The sequence below is a fragment of the Tessaracoccus yangjingae genome (assembly GCF_055326235.1).
This window is the reverse complement of sequence record NZ_JBUZNN010000004.1, coordinates 60,863-78,168: the sequence shown is the minus strand read 5'-3', so window position 1 is coordinate 78,168 and position 17,306 is coordinate 60,863. Positions and strand designations below refer to the sequence as shown.

General features: G+C 69.6%; 17 protein-coding genes. 15 read left to right on the top strand and 2 right to left on the bottom strand.

The features are described from left to right. Positions 1 to 4: 4 nt before the first annotated feature. Complete coding sequence (locus ACZK5D_RS07520) at positions 5 to 781, top strand: inositol monophosphatase family protein (RefSeq protein WP_458994159.1); 777 nt, start codon at positions 5 to 7, stop codon at positions 779 to 781. Here the strand turns inward: ACZK5D_RS07520 and ACZK5D_RS07515 are convergent. Then, positions 776 to 1,549 (bottom strand): MBL fold metallo-hydrolase, encoded by a 774-nt coding sequence (locus ACZK5D_RS07515; protein WP_463664852.1) that lies wholly within the window; start codon positions 1,547 to 1,549, stop codon positions 776 to 778. The genes ACZK5D_RS07520 and ACZK5D_RS07515 overlap by 6 nt on opposite strands. A gap of 64 nt (positions 1,550 to 1,613) precedes the next feature. Between ACZK5D_RS07515 and hrcA the strand changes: the two genes are divergently transcribed. From hrcA to tgt, 4 genes are read left to right on the top strand one after another with little or no spacing between them, the layout of a single operon-like run. Then, positions 1,614 to 2,618: a heat-inducible transcriptional repressor HrcA gene (gene hrcA / locus ACZK5D_RS07510; RefSeq protein ID WP_463664851.1), complete on the top strand. Its 1,005-nt coding sequence runs from the start codon at positions 1,614 to 1,616 to the stop codon at positions 2,616 to 2,618. Between the two features lie 48 nt (positions 2,619 to 2,666). Continuing rightward, the gene (gene dnaJ / locus ACZK5D_RS07505) at positions 2,667 to 3,827 is read left to right on the top strand and encodes a molecular chaperone DnaJ (RefSeq protein ID WP_458996549.1); all 1,161 of its coding nucleotides are present in this window, start codon (positions 2,667 to 2,669) and stop codon (positions 3,825 to 3,827) included. Continuing rightward, positions 3,824 to 4,558: a 16S rRNA (uracil(1498)-N(3))-methyltransferase gene (locus ACZK5D_RS07500; RefSeq protein ID WP_463664850.1), complete on the top strand. Its 735-nt coding sequence runs from the start codon at positions 3,824 to 3,826 to the stop codon at positions 4,556 to 4,558. The genes dnaJ and ACZK5D_RS07500 overlap by 4 nt, the downstream gene beginning before the upstream one ends. Further along, positions 4,555 to 5,781, top strand: a complete 1,227-nt coding sequence (gene tgt / locus ACZK5D_RS07495; RefSeq protein WP_463664849.1) for a tRNA guanosine(34) transglycosylase Tgt — start codon at positions 4,555 to 4,557, stop codon at positions 5,779 to 5,781. The genes ACZK5D_RS07500 and tgt overlap by 4 nt, the downstream gene beginning before the upstream one ends. On the opposite strand, the gene ACZK5D_RS07490 is transcribed toward tgt, so the two are convergent. After that, positions 5,763 to 6,485, bottom strand: a complete 723-nt coding sequence (locus ACZK5D_RS07490) for a queuosine precursor transporter (protein WP_458994154.1) — start codon at positions 6,483 to 6,485, stop codon at positions 5,763 to 5,765. The two genes, tgt and ACZK5D_RS07490, sit on opposite strands and share 19 nt — an antisense overlap. A gap of 118 nt (positions 6,486 to 6,603) precedes the next feature. Here ACZK5D_RS07490 and ACZK5D_RS07485 point away from each other — a divergent pair, with 118 nt between their 5' ends. The 10 genes from ACZK5D_RS07485 (at position 6,604) to leuA (ending at position 17,297) form a co-directional block, all read left to right on the top strand. Continuing rightward, a complete protein-coding gene (locus tag ACZK5D_RS07485; RefSeq protein ID WP_458994153.1) occupies positions 6,604 to 7,038 on the top strand; it encodes a DUF5709 domain-containing protein in 435 nt (144 codons plus the stop codon). Positions 7,039 to 7,178: 140 nt separating this feature from the next. Beyond that, the gene (locus ACZK5D_RS07480) at positions 7,179 to 8,111 is read left to right on the top strand and encodes a PhoH family protein (RefSeq protein ID WP_463664997.1); all 933 of its coding nucleotides are present in this window, start codon (positions 7,179 to 7,181) and stop codon (positions 8,109 to 8,111) included. Then, on the top strand, positions 8,108 to 8,566 hold the full coding sequence (ybeY, locus tag ACZK5D_RS07475) for an rRNA maturation RNase YbeY (protein WP_463664848.1): 459 nt from the start codon (positions 8,108 to 8,110) through the stop codon (positions 8,564 to 8,566). Before ACZK5D_RS07480 ends, ybeY begins: the two co-directional genes overlap by 4 nt. Then, positions 8,539 to 9,792 carry an APC family permease gene (locus tag ACZK5D_RS07470; RefSeq protein ID WP_463664847.1) on the top strand — a complete coding sequence of 418 codons (1,254 nt, stop codon included), beginning with the start codon at positions 8,539 to 8,541 and terminating at the stop codon, positions 9,790 to 9,792. The genes ybeY and ACZK5D_RS07470 overlap by 28 nt, the downstream gene beginning before the upstream one ends. A gap of 48 nt (positions 9,793 to 9,840) precedes the next feature. After that, on the top strand, positions 9,841 to 11,154 hold the full coding sequence (locus tag ACZK5D_RS07465) for a hemolysin family protein (protein WP_463664846.1): 1,314 nt from the start codon (positions 9,841 to 9,843) through the stop codon (positions 11,152 to 11,154). Then, complete coding sequence (gene era / locus ACZK5D_RS07460) at positions 11,144 to 12,073, top strand: GTPase Era (RefSeq protein WP_458994149.1); 930 nt, start codon at positions 11,144 to 11,146, stop codon at positions 12,071 to 12,073. Before ACZK5D_RS07465 ends, era begins: the two co-directional genes overlap by 11 nt. A gap of 151 nt (positions 12,074 to 12,224) precedes the next feature. Then, entirely contained in the window at positions 12,225 to 13,496 is a 1,272-nt protein-coding gene (locus ACZK5D_RS07455) for an extracellular solute-binding protein (RefSeq protein WP_458994148.1), read from the top strand. A 76-nt stretch (positions 13,497 to 13,572) separates the two neighbouring features. Continuing rightward, positions 13,573 to 14,514 carry a carbohydrate ABC transporter permease gene (locus ACZK5D_RS07450; protein ID WP_458996547.1) on the top strand — a complete coding sequence of 314 codons (942 nt, stop codon included), beginning with the start codon at positions 13,573 to 13,575 and terminating at the stop codon, positions 14,512 to 14,514. Positions 14,515 to 14,517: 3 nt separating this feature from the next. Continuing rightward, positions 14,518 to 15,384 (top strand): carbohydrate ABC transporter permease, encoded by an 867-nt coding sequence (locus ACZK5D_RS07445; RefSeq protein WP_463664845.1) that lies wholly within the window; start codon positions 14,518 to 14,520, stop codon positions 15,382 to 15,384. A gap of 155 nt (positions 15,385 to 15,539) precedes the next feature. Beyond that, a complete protein-coding gene (leuA, locus tag ACZK5D_RS07440) occupies positions 15,540 to 17,297 on the top strand; it encodes a 2-isopropylmalate synthase (RefSeq protein WP_458994146.1) in 1,758 nt (585 codons plus the stop codon). Positions 17,298 to 17,306 lie beyond the last annotated feature (9 nt).

Here is a 17,306-nt window from a genome sequence, read left to right as displayed (position 1 = left end):
ACCCATGGATACCGAGGGCGTCATGGACCTGCTGCGCGAGACGGCGGCCGAGGTCGTGGTGCCCCGGTTCCGCCAGCTGTCCGCCGGGGACATCGAGGAGAAGCGGCCGGGCGATTTCGTCACGGTGGCGGACCGTGAGGCGGAGGTGTACCTGGCGGGACTGCTCCGCGGCGCCTACCCCTCGGCCGTGATCATCGGCGAGGAGGCGGTCTTCGCGGACCCGACCCTGCTCGCCGGAGTGCGGGGCGCCGAGCACGCGTTCCTCATCGATCCCATCGACGGGACCCGCAACTTCGTCTCGGGCCGCGACGAGTACGGCGTCATGCTCGCCGAGGTGCGCGGCGGCGTGACCACCCGCGGCTGGATCTACCAGCCGCAGACGGGCCGCGCCTATGCGGCCGAGCGCGGCGCCGGCACCCGCCTCGACGGCGCGCCGATCCAGCGCCAACCGACAGACCGGGCGCCCCTGGGCGCCACCGCGAAGCGGGCCATCCACGGGTTCACGGCCGAGGGCCGGCTGAGCCCCGTGACGCGCAGCGCGTGGTGCTGCGCCTTCGACTACCCCATGGTCCTGCACGGGGACGTCGACTTCATCGTCTACACCACGCTGCATCCGTGGGACCACCTCGCCGGCTCGCTCATGGTCACCGAGTCCGGGGGCGTGAGCCGCACGATGGACGGGTTGGCCTACTCGTTGCGCTCGACGTCGGCCGGGCTCATCGTCGCCCGCGACACGCTCACCTGGATGACCGCGCAGCAGAGCTGGCCCACCGGCTCATAGGCCGAAGATCGGCAGCTGCCGCTTGGGCTCGACTCCCTTCGCGGCCAGCTCCGCGTACGCCTTGGGCAGCGCCACGGCCAGCGTCTCGGGCGTGAACGGCCACTCGACGGCGGTGGCGGCCTCGTCGGCGCGGACGCCCTGTTCGATGAGCATCTCGCTGGAGCTGTAGATCATCGCTACCTCGGCACGCTGGACGAAGGCGAAGTCACGGTCCACGACGGCGCCGTGGCCCGGGACGAATCGGGTGCCGGCGTTGCTGGCGCCGAGGACCCCGTCGAGCACCGTGGGCCAGTTGGCCAGCGAGGTGGACGCGTCGACCTGGGGGTCCGCCCCCTCCTCGAGCAGGTCTCCGGCGAAGACCACGTTCTCCTCGGGGACGAAGAGCACGACGTCGGCGCGGGTGTGCGCCTCGCCGAAGTGCAGGAGCTCGACGCGCTGCCCGCCGAGGTCCACGGCAAGCGCCATCGAGAACGTCCGCGTGGCTCCGGCGGCCGCGTCGATGTCCTCGTGGGCCAGCACCTCCAGGCCCGGCATGGCCGCGACACCGCCCACATGATCATGATGGCCGTGTGTCAGCGCGACATGCGTCACCGGCACCCCCGCCAGCGCGGAGGCCGAGGCCAGCAGCTCCGCCCCCTGCGCCTCGCTGTTGCCGGAATCCACGAGCATCGCGGCGTGATCCCCGACGATGAGGCCCACGTTCACCCGGTGCGGCTCGACGGTGGTCACATGCACGCGGCTCGTCACGGGGGTCCAGGTCAGCGTCATGGCTGCCAGCATAGATGCAGCTACACTGGCACTCGCCGTCTGTGAGTGCCAGCTGGGAGGTGACATGCTCGACGACCGCAAGCTCGACGTTCTGAAGGCCATCGTGACCGACTACGTCTCCAGCCGCGAACCGGTCGGCTCCAAGGCCCTGGTGGAGCGCCACAAGCTCGACGTCTCCGCGGCCACCGTCCGCAACGACATGGCGGTGCTGGAGGAGGAGGGCTACATCATGCAGCCCCACACCAGCGCCGGGCGGATCCCCACGGACAAGGGGTATCGCCTCTTCGTGGACAGGCTGGCCCAGATCAAGCCGCTGTCGCCCGCCGAACGCACGGCGATCACCACCTACCTCAACGGCACCGCGGACGTCGACGACCTGGTGATGCGCACCGTCCGCCTCCTCGCCCAGCTGACCCGCCAGGTCGCCATCGTGCAGTACCCCGTGGCCCAGCGGACCGTGGTGCGCCACGTCGAGCTGCTGGCGCTCACGCCCGAACGGATGATGGTGATCGTCGTGCAGTCCTCGGGCAGGGTGGACCAGACCATGATGGACACCCCCGCCATCGACGAATCCCGGCTCCCGGCGCTGCGCCATCGGATCGCCGAGGCCATCATCGGCAGGTCTCCGGCCGATGCGGCCAGCGCCCTCTCCACGGTGCTCGAGGGGGTCGCCCCGGACGAGCGGCCGTTCGCCGGCCCGGTCGTCGCGGCGGTCCTGGAGACGATCGCCGCGGAACCGGCGGCCCACGTCGTGGTGGCGGGGCTGCCCAACCTCGCGTCCAGCCAGGCGTTCGAGACCAACCTCCGCCCGCTCCTCGAGGCGCTGGAGGAGCAGGTCGTGCTGATGCGGCTCCTCGGTGAGGCGGCCGGGGAGGACGTCACGGTCCGGATCGGCGAGGAGAACACGGCCGAGGGCTTCCGCGGCACCAGCCTCATCGCCTCCGGCTACGGCGCCGACCTGTCGGCGAGCCTCGGCGTCGTCGGCCCCACCCGCATGGACTACGCGTCCCACATCGCCGCCGTCCGGGCAGTGTCCCGGTACGTCGGCCGGTACCTCACCCACGGCTAGAGACCCCACCGGTCAGAGACCCCCACCCGAAGGCTGATGCAGAAGAATATGAGCAAGGACTACTACGACATCCTGGGCGTCGAGCGAGACGCGACGCCCGAAGCCATCAAGAAGGCCTACCGCCGGCGCGCCATGAAGGTGCACCCGGACGTCGCCCAGGAGGACGGCGCGGCGGAGAAGTTCAAGGAGCTCAACGAGGCCTACGAGGTGTTGAGCGACCCGAACAAGCGGGCCGTGTTCGACCGCGGCGGAGACCCGATGAGCCAGGGGGCGGGGTTCTCCGGGTTCGGAGGGGGCTTCGCCGGGGGCTTCGACTTCTCCAACCTGGTGGACGCGATGTTCGGCGCGGCGGGCGGCCGCGGGCCACGCTCGCGGGTGCGCCAGGGCCAGGATGCGCTCGTGCGGGTGTCCCTCCAGCTGCACGAGGCGGTGTTCGGCGTCACCAAGCCGGTCAAGGTGGACACCGCCGTCGTCTGCCCCAAGTGCAGCGGCGCAGGCGGCGAGCCAGGTTCGGAGCCGGTGACCTGTGCCACGTGCGACGGAGCCGGCGAGGTCACCCAGATCCAGCGCAGCTTCCTCGGCGACATCCGCACGTCCCAGGCGTGCCCCACGTGTCGCGGCTACGGCACCGTCATCCCCCGGCCCTGCGGGGAGTGCTCGGGCGAGGGACGGGTGCGCAGCACCCGCACCCTGCAGGTCCGGATCCCCGCGGGCGTGTCCACCGGGATCCGCATCCACCTCGAGGGCCAGGGCGAGGTCGGGCCGGGCGGCGGCCCCGCGGGGGACCTGTACGTCGAGCTGACGGTCCAGGCCCACGAGACGTTCAGGCGCGAGGGGGACAACCTCGAGGTGGTGGTCAGGCTCCCCATGACGGCGGCCGCGCTGGGCACCACGGTCGGCGTGGGCACGCTGGAGGCGGAGTGGGACCAGTCGGACCCGGCGGACCGCACCGTGGCCGTCGAGGTACCCGCCGGCACCCAGTCCGGCACGCGGATCGCGATCAAGGGCCGTGGCGTACCCCGGCTCCGGGGCGGCGGACGCGGCGACCTCGGCGTCACGCTGCTCGTCCAGACGCCCACGAAGCTGGACGACAGGCAGCGCGAGCTGCTCCGCCAACTCGCGGACGAGCGGGACGAGTCCGTGCCGGAGGCCGTGGCGGCCAAGGGGCACAAGGGCGTGTTCGGCAAGCTGTCCGAGTGGTTCTCGTGACCGATCCCCTGTTCATCGCGGACCTCCCCGGCACCCTGGCCCCCGGCGGGTTGGTGGTGGTCACCGGGGAGGAGGCGCACCACGCGGTCGCCGTCAAGCGCGTCAGCGTGGGCGAGAACGTGCTGGTGTCCGACGGCCGGGGGCTCGGAGTGCGGGCCGAGGTGATCGAGGCGGAGCGTCGTCAGCTGACGGCCCGGATACTGGAGGTGATGGCAGCGCCGTCGCCCCTCCTGGTCTGGGGCGTGGTGCAGGCGTTGGCCAAGGGGGATCGCAGCGACCTGGCGGTGCAGATGGCCACCGAGCTCGGGGCGCGCGAGATCTTCGCCTGGCAGGCTGCGAGGTCCGTCGTGAGGTGGCAGGGGGACCGCGCCGACCGGTCGCTGGAGAAGTGGCGGGCCACGGCGCGCGAGGCGGCCAAGCAGTCGCGCCGCTTCTTCGTCCCGGAGGTCCTGGCCGTGTCGACGGCGGATGTGGTGGCCGCGATCGCGGGGGTGAGCCTCGCGCTCGTGCTGCACGAGGACGCCTCGCAGCACATCGCGGACGTCGAACTGCCCGCCGAGGGCACCGGCCTGCTGATCGTCGGGCCGGAGGGCGGCATCGCGGCCGCCGAGCTGGACAGGTTCGTCGCCGCGGGCGCCCAGCTGGTCAGCATCAGCGACGGCGTGCTGCGCACCTCGACGGCGGGCGCCGTCGCGCTGGGCCAGCTGGACGTGCTGGCCAGGCGCCCGTGACGGGCTTCTCCTTCGACGTCACCGACCAGCTGGGGGAGGCGGCCGGGCGCGCCGGCGTGATGCACACCCCCCACGGCGACATCGAGACCCCCGCGTTCATCGTCGTCGGCACCAAGGCGACGGTGAAGTCGGTCCTGCCCGAGACCGTGGCGGACCTGGGGGCCCAGGCCGTGCTCGCCAACGCCTACCACCTCTACCTCCAGCCCGGCTCGGACCTCGTCGACGAGGCGGGCGGGCTGGGCCGGTTCATGAACTGGCCTGGGCCCACGTTCACCGACTCCGGCGGGTTCCAGGTGATGAGCCTCGGAGCCGGGTTCAAGAAGGTGCTGGCCATGAACACCACGGGCCTGGCGGACGACGACGTCATCGCCGAGGGGAAGACGCGCATGGCCCACGTCGACGAGGACGGCGTGACCTTCAAGTCGCATCTCGACGGCAACCGCCACCGGTTCACGCCGGAGGTCTCGATGCGGATCCAGCACGAGCTCGGCGCAGACGTCATGTTCGCCTTCGACGAGCTCACCACGCTGATGAACACCCGCGGCTACCAGGAGGGATCGGTGGAGCGCACCCACCGGTGGGCGGCCCGCTGCCTCGCGGAGCACCGCCGGCTGACCGAGGAACGCGCGGGCAAGCCCTACCAGGCGCTCTTCGGCGTGATCCAGGGCGCGCAGTATGAGGACCTGCGCCGCCGGGCCGCCCGCGACCTGGCCGAGCTCGACGTGGACGGGCAGTCGTTCGACGGCTTCGGCCTCGGCGGCGCCCTGGAGAAGGAGAACCTGGGCACCATCATCGGATGGATGGTCGACGAGCTGCCCGAGAACAAGCCCCGGCATCTGCTGGGGATCTCGGAACCCGACGACCTGTTCGCCGCCGTCGAGCGCGGCGCGGACACCTTCGACTGCGTCAACCCCTCCCGGGTGGCGCGCAACGCCGCCATCTACACCGCCGACGGCCGCTACAACGTCAACACGGCCCGCCACCGGCGCTCGTTCGAGCCCCTCGAGGACGGCTGCGACTGCTACACCTGCACCCACTACACGCGTGCCTACCTCCACCACCTGTTCAAGGGGAAGGAGATGCTCTCGGCCACGCTGGCCACCATCCACAACGAGCGGTTCACCGTGCGGCTGGTGGACCGGATGCGCGAGGCGTTGAAGTCCGGGGACTTCCCCGCCTTCCGCGACGAGTTCCTGGGGCGGTTCTACGCGGCCAGGGGGTAGCTGGGCTCGCGCCGCTTGACCGCCGCGATCACCCGGTAGGTGACCGGCAGGAACAGCGCCTCGATGGTGACCTTGTACAGGTAGCCCACCACGATGTAGTTGAGCAGCGTGCCGCCCGAGATGATGCCGGCGAACGCGACCACGCAGAAGATGGTGGTGTCTGCGGCCTCGCCCACCACGGTGGACCCGAGCAGCCGGCTCCAGAGCGAGCCCTCGGGCGCCCGGTTCTTGAGCCTGACCAGGACCCAGGCGTTGAGGAACTGGCCGGCCAGGTAGCCGAGCAGACTCGCCAGCACGATGCGGGGGACGAACCCGAGGACGGCGGCGTAGGCCTCCTGGTTGGGCCAGTCCGCCGCCGCGGGCGCGGCGCCCACGAGCAGGAAGGTGACCGAGGCGAGGATGGAGGTGCCGAAGCCGAGCAGGATGGCTCGTCGGGCGCCCTTCATGCCGTAGACCTCGGCCAGGACATCGCCCAGGATGTAGGTCAGTGGGAAGAGGAACGCGCCCCCGTCGGTGATGATCGGCAGGACGGGGATCCCGAAGGGCGTCCACTCCGGGCCGAACTGGATCAGCTTCACCGCGGACACGTTGCTGATCAGCAGCAGCGCCACGAAGAGGGCGACGACCACGTCGTAGACGCCTCTGGGCCGTTCGGCGAACCGGACGTCCGAGGCGGGGCTGGAGGCGTCCTGGATCTGCTGCACCGCCGCATTATACGCCGTCACGGGCCGGTGGCCCGGGTCGTCGACTGGGTGCTGACCACTTCACCGGGAGCCTGCGCGTTACGCCCCGGGGCGTGCCGCACGGTGGCAAGATTCATGCATGGACGACATGGCAGCCGACTACATGCCCGACGAATCCGAGCAGCTCGATCAGTTGCAGCCCGGTGATTCGCTCATCGACCGCGGAGTCGAGGACGTCCTGGACGAGGGGTACATCACCCCCGAGAAGTGGTCGCCCGCCCAGGGCTTCGGCAACACGCCCGAGGAGATGAGGCAGGGGGAGACCCTCGAGATGCGGATGAAGCAGGAGGAGCCCGAGCTGGTCGCAGATGTGGAGGACTGGAACCCCACCCACGAGCCACGTGAGGTCGGCGCGGCCAGGGCGGGGCGCCTGATGGCGGTCCAGGGGGGCGGCGGCATCGAGCACACCCTGGGCGTGGACGTGGGCTACGGCGGCGGTGCCGCCAGCGCCGAGGAGGCGGCCATGCACATCATCTCCGACGAGGACGACGACCTCTCGCTGCTCGAACGCTGACCGCTGGAGATCCGGCCTAGACTGGGTCCTCGCCGGCGGAGTGCGCCGGCCGCACCCAGACAAGGACACGCACCCTGAACACGCATTCGTTGGACCAGCAGCACGCGACCCGGACCGTGGCCGTGCCGCCGTCGATCGACATGGTCAACCTGCTCGGACCCCGAGACGACTTCCTCCGCATCCTGGAGGACCAGCTCGACGCGGACCTGCACGTCCGGGGCGGGCAGATCACGCTGTCCGGTCCCTCGAACGAGGTGGCCAAGGCCGCCGAGGTCATCACCGAGCTGGTCACCATCCTGCGCACGGGCCAGGGGCTGACCGGCGAGACCGTCGAGCGGGTGATCCAGATGGCCGACGATCCCCATGCGCCGGCCTCCGAGATCCTCACCCAGAACATCGTCTCCTCGCGGGGACGGACAGTGCGGCCCAAGACGCTGAACCAGAAGCGCTACGTCGACGCCATCGACCGGCACACCGTCGTGTTCGGCATCGGCCCCGCCGGCACGGGCAAGACCTATCTCGCCATGGCGAAGGCCGTCCAGGCGCTGCAGGCCAAGGAGGTCAGCCGCATCATCCTGACCCGGCCGGCGATCGAGGCGGGGGAGCGGCTCGGGTTTCTGCCGGGCACGCTCAACGACAAGATCGACCCGTACCTGCGGCCCCTGTACGACGCGCTCCACGACATGGTCGACGCGGACTCCGTGCCCAAGCTGCTCACCTCCGGCACCGTTGAGGTGGCGCCGCTGGCCTACATGCGCGGCCGCACCCTCAACGACGCGTTCATCATCCTCGACGAGGCGCAGAACACCTCGATGGAACAGATGAAGATGTTCCTCACCCGCCTCGGCTTCGGCTCCAAGGTGGTGGTCACCGGTGACATCACCCAGGTGGACCTTCCCGGCGGCGTCAAGAGCGGGCTGCGGGGAGTGATGAGCATCCTCGACGGTGTCGAGGACATCGAGTTCTGCACCCTGACCAGCCGCGACGTGGTGCGGCACCGTCTGGTGGGCAGGATCGTCGCCGCATACGACCAGTTCGAGAGCCTGTCCGAGCGGCGCAGGGGGGCGAAGTGATCGACCTCAACAACGAGTCCGGCGTCGAGGCCGACGAGCTGGGCCTCGTCGAGCTGGCGCGGTTCGCACTCGACAAGCTGCGGATCCATCCGCAGGCCGAGCTCTCGATCCTGCTGGTGGACGAGCCCACGATGGCGGACTACCACGAGCGGTTCATGGACCTGCCCGGCCCCACGGACGTGATGAGCTTCCCGATGGACGAGCTCCGCGCCCCCGAGGACGACGAGGAGCCGCCCATGGGCCTGCTCGGCGACATCGTGCTGTGCCCGCAGGTGACGGCCCGCCAGGCGCCGGACAACGGGCGCAGCGTCGACGGTGAGGCCGAGTACCTGCTCGTGCACGGGCTGCTCCACCTCCTCGGCCACGACCACGCCGAACCCGAGGAGAAGGCGGTCATGTTCGGTCTCAACGACAGGATCATCGCGGCGTGGGATCAGGCGCGCGGTCGCAGCTGAGCCGCAGCCTCGGACTGGCCGACGCGATCGCCATCGGCGTCGCGTCCATGGTCGGGGCCGGGGTGTTCGCGGTGTGGGCGCCGGCCGCCGCCGCGGCAGGGGGCGCCCTGCTGATCGGCCTGCTGCTGGCCGCCCTCGTGGCCTGGTGCAACGCCACGTCCTCGGCGCAGCTCGCGGCCCAGTACCCGTCGGCGGGGGGCACGTACGTCTATGGCCGGGAGCGGCTGGGTGGATGGCCGGGCTTCCTGGCGGGCTGGAGCTTCGTCATCGGCAAGACCGCGTCCGTGGCCGCGATGGCCATGACGCTGGCCGCCTACACCGCGCCGGAGCCCTGGCGCGTGCCCGTTGCGATCGCGGCGGTCTGGCTGATGGTGGGGGTCAACCTCCTCGGGGTCACCCGGACGGCGAAGGCGGCCATGGTCCTGGCCTCGCTTGCGCTGCTATCGCTCACCGTGGCCCTGGCGTTCGGCTGGGCTGGTGCCGGCGGGCCGGTGGGCGAGCTCCTGACCCTCCCTGAGGGCGCGCCCGGCTGGTACGGCGTTCTGCAGTCGGCGGGCCTGCTGTTCTTCGCGTTCGCCGGGTACGCCCGCGTGGCCACGATGGGCGAGGAGGTGCGCGATCCCCGCCGCACCATCGGCCGGGCGATCATCACCGCCCTGGTCGTCGTGCTGGTGCTCTACGCCGTCGTCGGCGTCAGCCTCCTGGGCCTGGTCGGCGCCGAGGCGCTGGCCGCGTCGACGGCGCCCTTGGGGCTGCTGGTCGGGGACCACCCCGTCGCGCGGGTGGTGCTGGTCGTCGGAGCGGCCGCGGCGGTGGGCGGGGCGCTGCTCGGCCTCTTGTCGGGGATCGGCCGGACATGGCTGGCCATGTCCAGGGAGGGCGACCTGCCCCGGTTCTTCGACCACACCCACCCACGCACGCTCGTTCCGCACCGGATCGAGCTGACTCTGGCGGTGGCGCTGACGGCGATCCTCCTGATGGCGGACCTCCGCGGCGCGATCGGCTTCTCCTCGTTCGGCGTCCTCCTCTACTACTTCGTCGCCAACGTGGCCGCCTTCACGCAGGGTGCGGCCGAGCGGCGCTACGCGAAGGCGTGGCAGATCCTCGGCGCCGCGCTGTGCCTGCTCCTGGTGGCGACGCTGCCGTGGCAGTCGATCGTCGGCGGCCTGGCGGTGCTCGGCGTCGGCGTCGCCTGGCGCATCCTCACCCGAGCGCCGCTGCGATAGACTCGGGCGGCACACAGCATCCCCGACCGAGCGAGTTGACTACCCCCAGTGACACAGTCCGAGTGGATCGAACTGAGTATCGCGCTCGCGTGCGCACTCGCCGCCTCCGTCCTCGCCGCCGTCGAGACGGCGCTGGGCGTCTTCACGAGGGCACGCGCCGAGCGGCTCGTGGAGCAGGGCCAGCGGGGGGCCCAGCGGATCAAGCTCATCGCAGAGGACCCCGCCCCGTCGATCAACGCCGTGATGTTCACCCGCATGGCGCTGGAGACCAGCTCCATCGTCATCGCCAGCCTCGTCGTGTTCACCCAGTTCCAGATGGACTGGCAGAGGGCGCTGGTCACCATCGGCGTCATGCTGGCGGTGTCGTTCATCCTGTGGGGCGTCGCGCCGCGCACACTCGGCCGGCAGAATCCCGAGCAGACGATGCGGATGTTCGCGCCGCTGGTCTCGGGCCTCACCACCATCTTCGGGCCCGTCGCACAGCTGATGATCCTCCTGGGCAACGCGCTGACCCCCGGCCGGGGCTACGCGGACGGGCCCTTCGCCACTGAGGCCGAGCTGCGCGACCTGGTCGACATCGCGGAGAAGCAGGAGCTCATCGAGGCGGGTGAGTCGAAGATGATCCACTCCGTGTTCGAGCTGGGAGACACCCTGGTCAAGGAGGTCATGGTCCCGCGCACCGATGTGGTGTTCGTGACCCGGGACACGACCCTGCGCCAACTGCTCTCGCTCGCTCTGCGCTCCGGGTTCTCCCGCATCCCCGTGGTGGGCACCAACCTCGACGACATCCTCGGCGTGGTCTACCTCAAGGACGTGTCCAAGCGGGTCTACGACTTCCCCGACGCCGAGCGGCACGAGAGCGTGGCCGAGCTCATGCGGCCCGCCACCTTCTGCCCGGACTCCAAGCCGGTGAGCGACCTCCTGCGCGACATGCAGCTCAGCCACTCCCACCTGGTGGTGGTCGTCGACGAGTTCGGCGGCACCGCGGGGCTGGCCACCATCGAGGACATCCTGGAGGAGATCGTCGGCGAGATCGTCGACGAGTACGACCAGGACGCCCCCACCGTGGCGGACCTGGGGGAGGGGCGCTACCGCATCTCCTCCCGGCTGCCGGTCGACGAGCTCGGCGCCCTCTTCGGCGTGGACCTCGACGACGACGACGTGGAGACGGTCGGAGGCCTCATGGCCAAGCAGCTCAACGTCGTGCCCATCCCGGGCGCGCGCACCGTGGTCGGCGACATCGAGCTGATCGCCGACCGCGCCGTCGGCCGCCGTCACCAGATCGGCACCGTCCTCGCCCGCCGCCTCACCGAGGCGGACCTCACCCCCACCGAGTCCCCGGAAGGCGACGATGATGACTGAGCCCGTGCACCGATCCGGATTCGCCTGCTTCGTGGGGCGCCCCAACGCCGGCAAGTCGACGCTGACCAACGCCCTCGTGGGGCAGAAGATCGCGATCGCCTCCAGCAAGCCCCAAACGACCAGGCATGCCGTGCGCGGGATCATCACCCGCGAGGACGGCCAGCTGATCCTCATCGACACGCCGGGGCTGCACCGCCCCCGCACGCTGCTGGGCCAGCGCCTCAACGACCTGGTGTTCGAGACGTGGGGATCGGTCGACATCGTCGGCGTCTGCCTGCCGTGCGACCAGCGCATCGGCCCCGGTGACAAGTTCATCCTCGGCGAGATCGCCAAGCTGCCGCGTCGGCCCATCCTGGTGGCGCTGGCCACCAAGACGGACCTGGTGAGCAAGGAGCGGCAGCTGTCGCACCTGGTGGACATCGGCGAGGTGGCCACCGAGCTCGGCTTCGAGTGGGCCGAGGTGATCCCCTGCTCGGCGGTGGCCGACGACCACGTCGATCTCGTCCGGGACTCCCTCGTCTCCCTGCTCCCCGAGGGGCCGGTCTACTACCCCGACGGGGAGATCACCGACGAGCCTGAGGAGACTCTGATCGCCGAGCTCATCAGGGAGGCCGCGCTCGAGGGAGTGCGCGACGAGCTGCCGCACTCGATCGCCGTCATCATCGACGAGATCCTCCCGCGCCCGGACCGCCCCGAGGACAAGCCCCTCACCGACATCTTCGCCTCGATCGTCGTGGAACGGGACTCGCAGAAGGGCATCATCATCGGGCACAAGGGCGCCCGCCTGCGTGAGATCGGCGCCCAGGCGCGCGAACAGATCAACCGACTCCTGGGCACCCGCGTGCACCTCAACCTGCACGTCAAGGTGATGAAGGAATGGCAACGCGACGCGAAATACCTCAACCGCCTGGGATTCTGATCGTCCACGATCACCCATTGTGAGCATTTGACCTGTTAACGATAACTATTTGGTTACGGCGCGGGCGATTCGCGCGCCCAGGGGTGAGGCGCTCCTAATATCGCGGACAACAACCATTCCTGGTTGATCTGAAGACAGGAAGGAAGCGCACGTGAACAAGCGTGTCCTCAAGATCAGCGCGGTCGCCATCGTCGGCGCCCTCGCCCTCGCCGCCTGCGGCGGCGACACCACCCCCTCCGCGACCGGTGACGCCACCTCGGTGGATCCCGGTTCGCTCGAGACCACCATCAAGATCCTCGCGCCCTCGTACTCGGACACGTCCAAGTCCGACTGGGACGCGATCATCGCCACGTTCAACGAGACCTACCCGGACGTGACCGTCGAGCTGCAGATCGAGGGCTGGGACGGGTTCTCCGACAAGGTCTCCGCCCGGATCCAGGCCAACGACTACCCCGACATCCTCAACGACAACGCGTTCGCCGCGTCGGCCGAGGCCGGCATCCTCTACCCGATCGACGAGGTCCTCTCGTCCGAGACCCTGGCGGCCATCGAGCCGTCACTGCTGGCCAACGGCATGGGCACCGACGGCGTCCAGTGGGCGGCGCCGGACATCGCCACCGCACGCATGATGGCCTACAACGTCGACCTGTTCGAGCAGGCCGGCATCGCCGAGCCCCCCGCCACCTGGGCGGAGCTGGAGGAGGCCTCCGCGAAGCTCGTGGCCCTCGGCGGCGACGTCCGCGGCTACGGCATGCCCCTGGGTCGCGAGGAGGCGCAGGTAGAGTCCTCCCTCTGGCTCTGGGGAGCCGGCGGCGACTGGGCCGACGGCGAGGCGCTCAAGGCCGACACGCCCGAGGCGACCGAGGCATTCGGGCAGATGAAGAAGATGTTCGAGGCCGGCTACACCCAGGCCAACCTTGAGGACAACCGGGTGGACGTGGCGGACCTGTTCCAGGCGGGCAAGCTCGGCATGATGATGGCGCACTCCGCGATCGTCGCCGACGCGCAGGCCAAGGGCGTCAACGTGGCGCTCGCGCCCATCCCGTCGAAGGACGGGGGCGACGGCGTGGCACTCGGCGTGACCGACTTCATCGTCGCGTTCGACAACGGGGACGCGGACCGCAAGGCCGCCACCGCCGCCTTCCTCGACCTGCTGTACTCGGACGAGCAGTACGAGGGCTGGTACAAGGGCACCGGGCTGCTCCCGGTGACCACGTCCATGATCGAGAAGGGGCAGGCCGAATCCGACGAGATCGGGTCGGCGTTCCTCGAGGCGCTGTCCATCGTCAAGTTCCTGCCGGTGGGCAACCCCGCGTGGGATGCTCTCCAGACGGCACTGCAGGGCTCGGCGTACAAGGTCGGCTCCGGCGATCCGGCCGAGGTTCTCGCCGAGATCCAGGCCCAGGTCGACGCGCAGGCCTGACCAGCGCGCGCGGGGTGGCACCGGTCGCCGGTGCCACCCCGCACCATGGCCCCACAGAGGAGGAACAGACGTGACCATGACGGCCCCACCCACGACGGCGCCCATCCGCCGGTCGAGGAACACCGGAAGCCGGGCCGCGCTCACGTCGCTGCCGTGGCTCCTCCCCACGGTCGTCCTCATCGCGGGGGTGGTGCTCTTCCCCGCCGCCCTGATGATCTACACCTCCTTCTTCAAGTACAACAACCGCGGCATCAGGCGCAGCGACGGGCCCGTCGGCCTCGACAACTACATCGGGCCGGCCGGGGCACTGACTTTCCCCGGGGTGCCGGTCGAGCGCATCCTGCTGAACACGGTCGTGTGGGTGGTCGTCGTGGTGGCCCTCACCGTCGTGCTGTCGCTGCTGCTGGCCCAGTTCCTCAACATCGAGTTCCGTGGCCGCAAGGCCCTGAGGCTGTTCATCATCCTGCCGTGGGCCTGCTCGGTGGTGATGACGGCCACGGTCTTCCGCTACGGGTTGCAGGAGAACGTGGGGCTGTTCAACCGCCTCATGGTCGACACGGGCATCATCGAGACGGCCCGAGCGTGGACGAAGGACCCCACCAGCGCCTTCTGGGTCGCGGTGTTCGTGGCCATCTACGTCTCACTGCCGTTCACCACGTACACGATCCTCGCCGGGCTCCAGGCGGTGCCCGAGGACGTGCGCGAGGCGGCGCACATGGACGGCGCCAACGGACCACAGCGGTACTGGCACATCATCCTCCCGCTGCTGCGGCCGGCGATCGCGGTGGCGGCGCTGATCAACATCATCAACGTCTTCAACTCCCTGCCGATCCTGCGGCTGCTCCAGGAGACGCCGGGCTTCCACACCGGCCACATCACCACCACGCTGATGTTCGAGTATCAACGGGCGCTCGGGCCGGGCGTGTCGTCAGCGCTGTCGGTGCTGAACTTCATCTTCTGTCTCGTCATCATCGCGATCTACCTGATCATCGTGCAGCCCACGAAGGAGGTGGCCTGAGCCATGGCAACGTCAAGGTCCCCGCGCGCCGTCCGCGGCGGCATCAACCGCCCGCCGAGCCCCTGGCTGATCGCCCTGGGCTCCCTGGCCATCGTCGTGTTCTTCGGGTTCCCCTACGCGTTGATGTTCATCAGCTCGCTCAAGACCCGCCTCGAGATCACCAACATCCCTCCCGCCTACTTCCCGGCCACGCCCCGGTGGGACAACTACCTCACGGTCTGGGCCTCGGAGGTGGACCCGGCGTCGTCGCTGCTGTCCACCGCCGTGATCTCGTTGGGCGCCACCCTGCTCGTCCTGCTGGTGGCCACCCCCGCGGCCTACTACGTGGCCCGCTTCCGGTTCCCCGGCCGCATGGTCTTCCTGCTTCTGGTGCTCTGCACCCAGATGCTGCAGCCGACGGTGCTCGCCGTGGGCCTCTTCCAGCAGTTCAAGGGATGGCAGGGCTACGCGGTGTGGGCCGCGTTGATCCTCATCAACGCCGCCTTCAACCTGTCGTTCGCCATCTGGATCATGCAGGCGTTCTTCGCCTCGGTGCCCAAGGAGATCGACGAGGCGGCGCTGATCGACGGTCTGGGGCGGTTGCAGACGATGTTCCGCATCTCCCTGCCCCTGGTGTGGCCGGGCATCGTGACCGCCATCGTCTTCGTGTTCGTCAACACGTGGAACGAGTTCTCGGCCGCGTTCATCCTTGTCCAACAGACGAACCTCCAACCGTTGACGGTCTCGATGCCCCGCTTCCTGGGCCTCTACATCAAGGACTGGCAGTACCTGTTCACGGTGGCCATGATCGCCATCGTGCCGGTGGTCGTCCTGTTCAGCTTCATCGAGAAGCGGCTGATCGGCGGGCTGACCGCGGGCTCGGTCAAGTAGTGGACAGCCGCGGAACGGGTGCTACAGTGGCGAACGTGGCACGGCATACCCTCCTCCTTGGCTGCCGCAGCGGGGCCCAGAATCTCTGAGCCAGATCCCCTCGCTGCGGTGCTTGTACGCGTCTGGCGCACCATCCCAGCCCAGGAGACACTCAGATGAACAGCTTCACCACCCGCCCCCAGCCCACCCCCGTGCAGCAGCCCACACCGATGCCGGTGCACCGCTACACCCCCTTCATCCCCGTCGACGTGCCGGACCGCACGTGGCCCTCCAAGCGCATCGAGAAGGCCCCGCGCTGGTTGTCCACGGACCTGCGTGACGGCAACCAGGCGCTGATCGACCCGATGACGCCGTCGCGCAAGATGCGCATGTTCGAGCTGCTGGTCGACATCGGCTACAAGGAGATCGAGGTGGGCTTCCCGTCGGCCTCGCAGACGGACTTCGACTTCGTGCGCCAGCTGATCGAGGGCGACAAGATCCCCGAGGATGTCACCATCTCCGTGCTGACTCAGGCTCGCGAGGACCTGATCAGCCGCACGGCCGAGTCGCTGATCGGCGCCAGGCGCGGCACCATCCACATGTACAACGCCACGGCGGAGCTGTTCCGCAAGGTGGTCTTCCGGATCAGCGAGCAGGAGTGCGTTCAGCTGGCCACCCGCGGCACCGAGTTGGTGATGAAGTACGCCGACAAGCACCTGCGCGACGTCGAGTTCGGCTACCAGTACTCGCCGGAGATCTTCACTCAGACCCCCACGGACTTCGCCGTCGAGGTGTGCAACGCCGTCGCGGACGTCTGGCAGCCGGGCGAGGGCCGGGAGATCATCTTCAACCTGCCGGCCACCGTCGAGCGCTCCACCCCCAACACCTACGCGGACCAGATCGAGTACTTCATCCGCAACGTCCGCAACCGGGAGCACGTGGCGGTATCGCTGCATCCGCACAACGACCGCGGCACCGCCGTCGCGGCCTCCGAGCTGGGCCAGATGGCAGGGGCGGACCGCGTCGAGGGCTGCCTGTTCGGCCACGGCGAGCGCACCGGCAACGTGGACCTGGTCACCCTGGCGCTCAACCTGTACACCCAGGGCGTTGACCCACAGGTGGACTTCTCCGACATCGACCACGTGCGCCGCACCGTCGAGTACTGCACCGGCCTGCCGGTGCACCCCCGGCACCCCTACGCGGGAGACCTGGTCTACACCGCCTTCTCCGGCTCGCATCAGGACGCCATCAAGAAGGGCCTGGAGTACCTGGAGGCGGAGGCGCAGCGGCAGGGCAAGCTGGTCGACGAGATCGACTGGGAGGCCCCCTACCTGCCCATCGACCCGCACGACGTGGGCCGCACCTACGAGGCCGTGATCCGCGTCAACTCGCAGTCCGGCAAGGGCGGCATGGCGTACCTGATGAAGAACGAGTACAAGATGGACCTGCCCCGCAGGCTGCAGATCGAGTTCTCCCGCGTGGTCCAGGCCCACACCGACAGCACCGGCGGGGAGGTCACCGCCGCACAGATGTTCGACATCTTCGAGCGGGAGTACCTGGGCGAGGGGCCGTGGCGCCTCACCTCCGCCGGGTCCACCTCCAGCAACGGGCAGTTCCACGTCAAGGCCGTCATCGACGGACCCACCCGCAAGGGTGTGGAGGTCGACGGCGAGGGCAACGGTCCCGTCTCGGCCTTCGTCGACGCCCTGGTGCAGGCGGGGGCGCACGTGCGGGTGCTGGACTACGCCGAGCACGCGCTCGAGGCCGGGGGCGACGCGAAGGCCGCGGCCTACGTCGAGTGCGAGGTGGGCGAGGGCGACGACGCGACCGTCCTCTGGGGCGTGGGCGTGGACCCGAGCATCACCAGCGCCTCGATGAAGGCCATCCTGAGTGCCCTGAACCGCGCGGCGTCGTGGGTCATGGCCCCCGCCTGATCGCCCCAG